Genomic DNA, 6,193 nt, shown 5'->3' with positions numbered 1-6,193 from the left:
ACCGCAAGAAGCGGTGAACTCACCCTGACACTGACCCCACGCTACGACCGTGTTGCGCATATCGTTGCGCAGATGAACACGCGCGTGCGGATGGCAGCTGCGGCGCTGGTGCTGATCGGCGTCGCGACGGGATGTCAGCGCACGACCGAAGGCTCGGTGGCCATGACCACCGAACCGGGGCCACCGATCGCCGCGCCGCCGCAAACCACGTCGCCGTCGATTCCCGGACTGCCGAACCTGCCGATCCCGATCCCGGGACTGCCGATGCCTACGCGCGACACCGACGTGCCCGTCGTCCCCGCACCGCCCAACGCGCTGACCATGACCTGCGATGAGTTCAACGGCCTCGACGAGGCCACCCGACTGGCCGTCATCCGCAAGATCCTCGAGCAGGAGAACAACCCGCTTGGGCCCAACGGGGAAAGTATCGGGCAGATCCTCGTCGAGGCGGCCTGCCAGTTTCTGCCCCAGGCCACGGTGAACCAGGTGCTGCTGGGCTCGCCGCCGGGATGACCGATTAGCCTGCTCGACATGGGCAACGCGTATGAGTCCGTCACCGTCGACGTCAAGGACCGCGTCGCGCAGGTGACGCTGGTCGGACCGGGCAAGGGCAACGCCATGGGGCCGGCGTTCTGGGCGGAGATGCCCGACGTGTTCGCCACGCTGGACGCCGAACCTGACGTGCGGGCCATCGTGCTGACCGGCTCCGGCAAGAACTTCAGCTACGGGCTGGACCTGCCCGCGATGGGCGGGACGCTGGCCGGGGTGATGGCCGAGGGCGCCTCAGCGCGTCCCCGCGCCGAGTTCCACGCCACGGTGCTGCGGATGCAGGGCGCCATCAACGCCGTGGCCGACTGCCGGACCCCCACGGTCGCCTCCGTGCACGGCTGGTGCATCGGCGGTGGCGTGGACCTGATCTCGGCCGTCGACATCCGCTACGCCAGCGCCGACGCCAGGTTCTCCGTGCGTGAGGTCAAGCTGGCGATGGTCGCCGACGTCGGCAGCCTGGCGCGGCTGCCGCTGATCCTGTCCGACGGGCACCTGCGTGAATTGGCGCTGACGGGCAAGAACATCGACGCGGCGAGGGCCGAGAAGATCGGCCTGGTCAACGATGTCTACGACGACGCCGACGCGTCGCTGGCCGCCGCCCACGAGACGGCCGCTGAGATCGCCGCCAACCCACCGCTGACTGTGCACGGCATCAAGGACGTGCTCGATCAGCAGCGCATCGCCAGGGTGTCGGAGAGCCTGCGGTACGTCGCTGCGTGGAACGCCGCGTTCCTGCCGTCGAAGGATCTCACCGAGGGCATCGCGGCGACGTTCGAGAAGCGGCCGCCGAACTTCACCGGGGAATAGGGGTCCACCCCAGTTCCGCCTTGGCCTTGGCGTTGGACAGCGGCAGCCAGGTGTCGCCGAAAGCCGTTGCCGCATAAGGCGCGACCAGCCGAACGAGGCGGCGCGGCGCCGGTAGGGGCCGGGGCCGGTGCAGTTTGGCCGCCAGCTCGCGCAGGTAGCCGGCGAACGACTGCGGCCGGTCGTCGACGATGTTGTAGATCTGTCCGCCTCGGCCGCGGTCGAGGGCGTCGGCGGTGGCGCGGGCCACGTCGTCGATGTGTATCCACGACACCACGCCGTCGCCGGGGATCGCCGGCATCGCCCACCACTTCGCGAGCCTGGTGAACAACTCGTCATGCGGTACGCCAGGGCCGTAGAAGGCGCCGTAGCGCAACACGATTCCCTCGGTGTCGCTGTGCTGTCCCGAGGACAGCACGGTCTGCTCCATACCGCGCAGCGCCGCCAGCATCGCCTCGCCGCCCGGGGGTGGCGGCCCCGGGTAAGGGTCGGTTTCGTCCATCATCGGCGGCCCGGATGTCGGAAACCCGTAGGCGAAGATCACCGATTCGGCGACGACGCGACGCACGCCCGCGCGTTGCGCCGCCGCGACCAGGTTCGGCGCGCCCTGGCCCCAGAGTTTGCGGGCCGGCTCGAAGTCCTTGGGCCGCAAAGGGCCCCACTTCGGCAGTGTCGTCAACAGCGAGACCACGACCTCGGGTCGGCTTTCGGCCACGGCCGCGTCGATGCGGGCGGTGTCGAACACGTCGGCCACCACCGGCGTGGCGCCGTCCTGCTCGATCTGCGCCGCCTCGGCCGGTTGGCTGGTCAGACCGGTGACGTCATGGCCGCGGCGGTGGAGTTCGCGCAGCAGGGCGATGCCCGGCACGCTCGTCGCCCCGGCAACCAGGACGCGCATCACAGAATTTCCCGTTGGGTGTTGAGCGCGACGCGCAATGCCGCGGCCAGGATCACGGTGGTCACCACCAAACCGCCCGCCTCCAGCCAGCCGACCAGATCACCCGAGCCGTGGTGCGGGTCGATGATGTGGCTGATCGAGTGCAGCGCCCAGTGCAGCGTGGCGAACGCCAGGGCGGGCACCCGCCATGACACCTCGCGGACCGCCGCGAGCAGCAGCAGTCCCTGCGGGATCTCGAACGTCGCGTTGTCGAAGATGTAGTGGTCATTGCGCACCCCGAAGGTGGCACACTCGACGGCGAGCAAGGTGCGGATTTTGCGGATTCGGCCCCACGATCTTTCTGGCCCCGGTGGTTGGCTAACGCACGCCGGGGCAGCGCCCACGCCCGTCAAGCTGTTCAGGATGTGCGCTCGACGGGATGAAGGAAGCCCGCCAACGACTCGGGCACGGCTTGGTCCTATACCCGCACATATCACCACGGTCAAACAAACTGACCCGCTTATTCAATATTTTGGTTGTTTGACTTTTCTACTCTGTTAGAGTAGGAGACATGCAGTCAATGTCGGTGCCGGCTCGTCTTATCGATGCCGGGGTACAGGTGATAGCCGGTGATGCCCGCAGCCTCACTTACCGCAAGGGCAACCACGCTGTCACCGCGGACCTCGTCTTCGCCGACTGGGTGCCGACGCCGGCAGCGGTTCTAAACCGTGTTCGGCGCCGCCCCGGCCATCGGCTCCTTGTCGCGTGCGAGGCCATCTCCGACGAGGCGCGCTCAACGCTGCTGGCCGCGCCCGACGTGGACCTCAGCGTCAGCAGCACCGGCGAACTGGTGCTCTCCGGAACGACCTACCGCGCCCCCGCGATGACAGCCCCCCACCGCTCGGCGGGCGAACGCAACTGGCGCCGCCGCGCAGCCGAACGGGTCTGCGTGCTTACCCGTGAGCACCTGCGTCAGAATGATCTCGCAGCGGCGATAGGCGTGACTCAGCAGGCCGTGTCCAAGATGGCCGACAAGAACCGGCTGCCGAAGACACCGATGGCAAGGGACGCCCGCCGGGAGTTCCTCGACGAGTTGGCGGCTGTACCGGCAGACGGTGGACTCATCGAAACCTACTGGTACGGCACTGACCCGGTGACCGAACAGGTCCGAAACGCAATCCGGCTCGGAGCCGAGTTGACCGTACGCGTCCTCGCCAGCGGTGAAGTCGCCGCTGACGTACTGGCCCCTTGGCGGGTGCCGCGATCCGGCCTGGTCTACGCCGAAGAGCTGGTTGACCTCAATGTCTTCGGGATGGTGGAGGCCACACCCGAGGAGGCAACCTTGACCGTGCGCGTCCCCGCGGACCCGACGGTCTGGGCCACCGCGGCGTGGTGGCACCAGGACAACGATGCGCAGCACCGCGACATCGTCACTGTGGATCCGGTGGTGGCACTGCAGGACATGCGCGCCGGCGACGACACCGATGACGATGCCCCGCAACGGCTCAGTGCCTGGATCGTGGAGAGTTGAGCGCCGCGGTACCTGTCGTGGTGGCCTGCACCGCGATCGCCGACGACAACGGGATGCGCGCGTTGTGCGACGTCGCGACGGGTGCCGCTGGTCGGCAGTACCTCGTCATCGGCGGGCACATGGTGCGGATACTGCGGCACGTCTACGACGTGCCGGGGATCCCGCGGGTGACCTCCGATGCCGACGCGGGGATCGACGAACAAGTAGCTATCGCCGGCGACTTTCACCACCAGCTCACCGCTCTGGGCTATGCGGACACCAAGGGAAACCGCTACGAGCGAGGTGAACAGGCGGTCGACCTCCTGGTACCCACCGAAGTCAGGCCCGGCAAACGCTACTTCAGCGACCGGGCCTTCGACGGTGCTCCCGGACTGCGCTTGGCGCTCGCGTCGACGCCGATCCCCGTCGCGGTCACAGCGAGGCTCACCGACGGGTCGTACCTGGAGTTCGAGGTTCCGGTGCCGGACGTCGAGGCTGCGTTCGTGATGAAGATGCTGGCGTGGAACGTGCGGGATTCCGAGCGTGACGTGCAGGATCTCCAGACGCTGTTGGAGATCGCGGCGGCGCAGCCGCAATACCGCGCGTCGCCGTGGCGGATGGACGATCCCGCAGCCACCAGGAGCGGTGAACGCAAAGACGCCGCCCGGGCAGCGGCACGAATGATCGCTAGCCCACCGAGGAAGGTCCCGGCCCGGGTCAGGGCATTGCTTCGGCAACACGTGGCAGCGGTGCCCCGGTGACGCCTCCCTCCTCTACCGCCGCGAAGAAATAGAATCTCGCACATGGACGCCATCGCGCTGAGCAGCGCAGGTTTGCAGGCCCTGGTGACACAGCACGCCGCGGCGTCCGACGCCACAGCTGCCAGCGCCCCCGCCTGTGCACCGCCACCACCGGGACAGGCCACCTCGGCAGCGGTCACCGCCGCCAACGCCGCAATCACCGCTGCGGCCCGAACCCTCGCCACGCGCCTGGCAACGACCAGTCGAAAGTGGGAACCACGAACACGGCGATGACCGCGCAGGAACATGCGTCCGCACGACCCCGTGGTCCATCGTCTCCGAGATCGTGGAACTGCCCAAGAACGACGCCGTGATCACGTTCATGGCCGACGAGGCGCATCGGTACCGCACCAACCCCCCGCGATGGTGTCGGTGATGAACACCTTCTACGGGGACGACTCCTGGAAGAACATCCCCGCTGGACTCACCACCGCCCCGACCTGCATCGGCGGCGATGCGGACGCGCTTCGAGCTGCGTGGCGGGCGGTGATTGATCGACCCGGGACGATCGCAGCTACCGGTGGTGCCGAACGGCGGGGCAGCCTAAGGCCCGATTCGGATACGTTGTCGCGCAGCGGCTATAGGCTCCTCGATATGTCTGTGCCTCATGGACCGTGCCGATGACGATCCTCAACGACGCCCAGCGGCGAGTCCTGACTTTCATCCAAGCGGCAAACCATGGCCGGTACTCGCCTACCCCCGAAGAGGTCACAGAGTGGGTGGAGCACCCTGAACTAAAGTTCGGGAAGGTGACGCGGCGCAAGGTTGAGCCGCCGCAAGTCGGTCCGGTCCTTTCGTCCAAGGCAATCGAGGCATTCCAGGCAGAGATGGCCGAGTCATGGGAATCCGTTGGAGAGCAGATTTCTCGGGCCCTGCAACCCATCTCTGAGCAACTGGCGTCCTATGCCAACCCATGGTCGGGTGACCGGTTCATCGAGGAAAGCGAGCCCGACGAGACGGTGATCGAGCAGGTGCAGCGATTCGGGTGGACCCGGTCGTCATCGACTGGGGCGGGGCTGGTGCTGACAGATCTTGGCCGTGCGTTGCTGCGTGCCGACACCGACCTCACCACAGCGTCCGTAGTGACGGTTCTGGACGGCAAAGACCCCCTCGCTTGGAGCGGCCTGGTCGGGATCATCGCTGAGGCCGGAAAGTGTCTGATCGTGGACCCGTACCTGAAATTGGCTCAACTTCTCGACATCGCGAGGTTCACGGGGACTACCCGCGTCATCTTGCGGCGCCCGCAGCGGCAAAGGGAATTGGTGTCGTGGCAGGTGTCGCAAAAGGTTGAGGACTTCGACGTCGAGATTCGCATGGCGGACCCGGATCAGCTGCACGACCGCTACATCGTGGGTGAGAACGCCGTGTACACGCTTGGTTGCTCGCTAAACGGGGTGGGAAGCAAGCCCACCACCTTGGTGCCTCTAACGGGCGCTGTTGCAGACCATGTCCGGGACCTCGCAAGGGGCTGGTGGGAATCGGCTGATCCGGTCGGTGACCCGCCTGCGGTCGACGAGGAAGAGGAGCCCGATCAGAAGTCGGAGCAGGACGGTACAAGTCCAGACGCCGATTCCAGCGAACCGAACCCGCGTAGAAGTGGCGCAGACCCGTCACCTTCCCACGCGCTCCCGCCGAGGCGATGAGGTGCATGCC

The 6,193-nt window shown here is 67.0% G+C and carries 8 protein-coding genes; 6 read left to right on the top strand and 2 right to left on the bottom strand.

Translation table 11 applies throughout. The annotated features are described in order from the left end of the window. Positions 1-513, top strand: a 513-nt coding sequence (locus tag ABQE89_RS10000; protein WP_448416158.1) for a hypothetical protein, incomplete at its 5' end; no start/stop codon positions are given. 18 nt (positions 514-531) lie between these two features. Then, entirely contained in the window at positions 532-1,356 is an 825-nt protein-coding gene (locus tag ABQE89_RS09995; protein WP_448416157.1) for a crotonase/enoyl-CoA hydratase family protein, read from the top strand. Here the strand turns inward: ABQE89_RS09995 and ABQE89_RS09990 are convergent. Both ABQE89_RS09990 and ABQE89_RS09985 read right to left on the bottom strand, forming a co-directional pair. Next, the gene (locus ABQE89_RS09990; protein ID WP_448416156.1) at positions 1,343-2,251 is read right to left on the bottom strand and encodes an NAD-dependent epimerase/dehydratase family protein; all 909 of its coding nucleotides are present in this window, start codon (positions 2,249-2,251) and stop codon (positions 1,343-1,345) included. The genes ABQE89_RS09995 and ABQE89_RS09990 overlap by 14 nt on opposite strands. Then, positions 2,251-2,556 carry a hypothetical protein gene (locus ABQE89_RS09985; protein WP_448416155.1) on the bottom strand — a complete coding sequence of 102 codons (306 nt, stop codon included), beginning with the start codon at positions 2,554-2,556 and terminating at the stop codon, positions 2,251-2,253. The genes ABQE89_RS09990 and ABQE89_RS09985 overlap by 1 nt, the downstream gene beginning before the upstream one ends. A 245-nt stretch (positions 2,557-2,801) precedes the next feature. Between ABQE89_RS09985 and ABQE89_RS09980 the strand changes: the two genes are divergently transcribed. The 4 genes from ABQE89_RS09980 to ABQE89_RS09965 all read left to right on the top strand — a co-directional run bounded on the left by ABQE89_RS09980 (position 2,802) and on the right by ABQE89_RS09965 (position 6,183). After that, positions 2,802-3,761, top strand: a complete 960-nt coding sequence (locus ABQE89_RS09980; protein ID WP_448416154.1) for a hypothetical protein — start codon at positions 2,802-2,804, stop codon at positions 3,759-3,761. After that, a complete protein-coding gene (locus ABQE89_RS09975; RefSeq protein ID WP_448416153.1) occupies positions 3,758-4,501 on the top strand; it encodes a hypothetical protein in 744 nt (247 codons plus the stop codon). Before ABQE89_RS09980 ends, ABQE89_RS09975 begins: the two co-directional genes overlap by 4 nt. Before the next feature lie 42 nt (positions 4,502-4,543). Next, positions 4,544-4,774, top strand: coding sequence for a hypothetical protein (locus ABQE89_RS09970; RefSeq protein ID WP_448416152.1), 231 nt, complete (start codon positions 4,544-4,546; stop codon positions 4,772-4,774). A gap of 386 nt (positions 4,775-5,160) precedes the next feature. Beyond that, complete coding sequence (locus ABQE89_RS09965; RefSeq protein WP_448416151.1) at positions 5,161-6,183, top strand: hypothetical protein; 1,023 nt, start codon at positions 5,161-5,163, stop codon at positions 6,181-6,183. Positions 6,184-6,193 lie beyond the last annotated feature (10 nt).

It is taken from the genome of Mycolicibacterium sp. XJ1819, from assembly GCF_053483675.1.
Note: the sequence above shows the minus strand (reverse complement) of the source record. Positions and strands in the feature narration are given on the sequence as shown.

Excerpts from the sequence above, each read along its gene's own strand:
- ABQE89_RS09995 (WP_448416157.1), top strand. The coding sequence starts at position 532 with ATGGGCAACGCGTATGAGTCCGTCACCGTCGACGTCAAGGACCGCGTC.
- ABQE89_RS09965 (WP_448416151.1), top strand. The coding sequence starts at position 5,161 with ATGACGATCCTCAACGACGCCCAGCGGCGAGTCCTGACTTTCATCCAA.
- ABQE89_RS09990 (WP_448416156.1), bottom strand. The coding sequence starts at position 2,251 with ATGCGCGTCCTGGTTGCCGGGGCGACGAGCGTGCCGGGCATCGCCCTG.
- ABQE89_RS09980 (WP_448416154.1), top strand. The coding sequence starts at position 2,802 with ATGCAGTCAATGTCGGTGCCGGCTCGTCTTATCGATGCCGGGGTACAG.
- ABQE89_RS09970 (WP_448416152.1), top strand. The coding sequence starts at position 4,544 with ATGGACGCCATCGCGCTGAGCAGCGCAGGTTTGCAGGCCCTGGTGACA.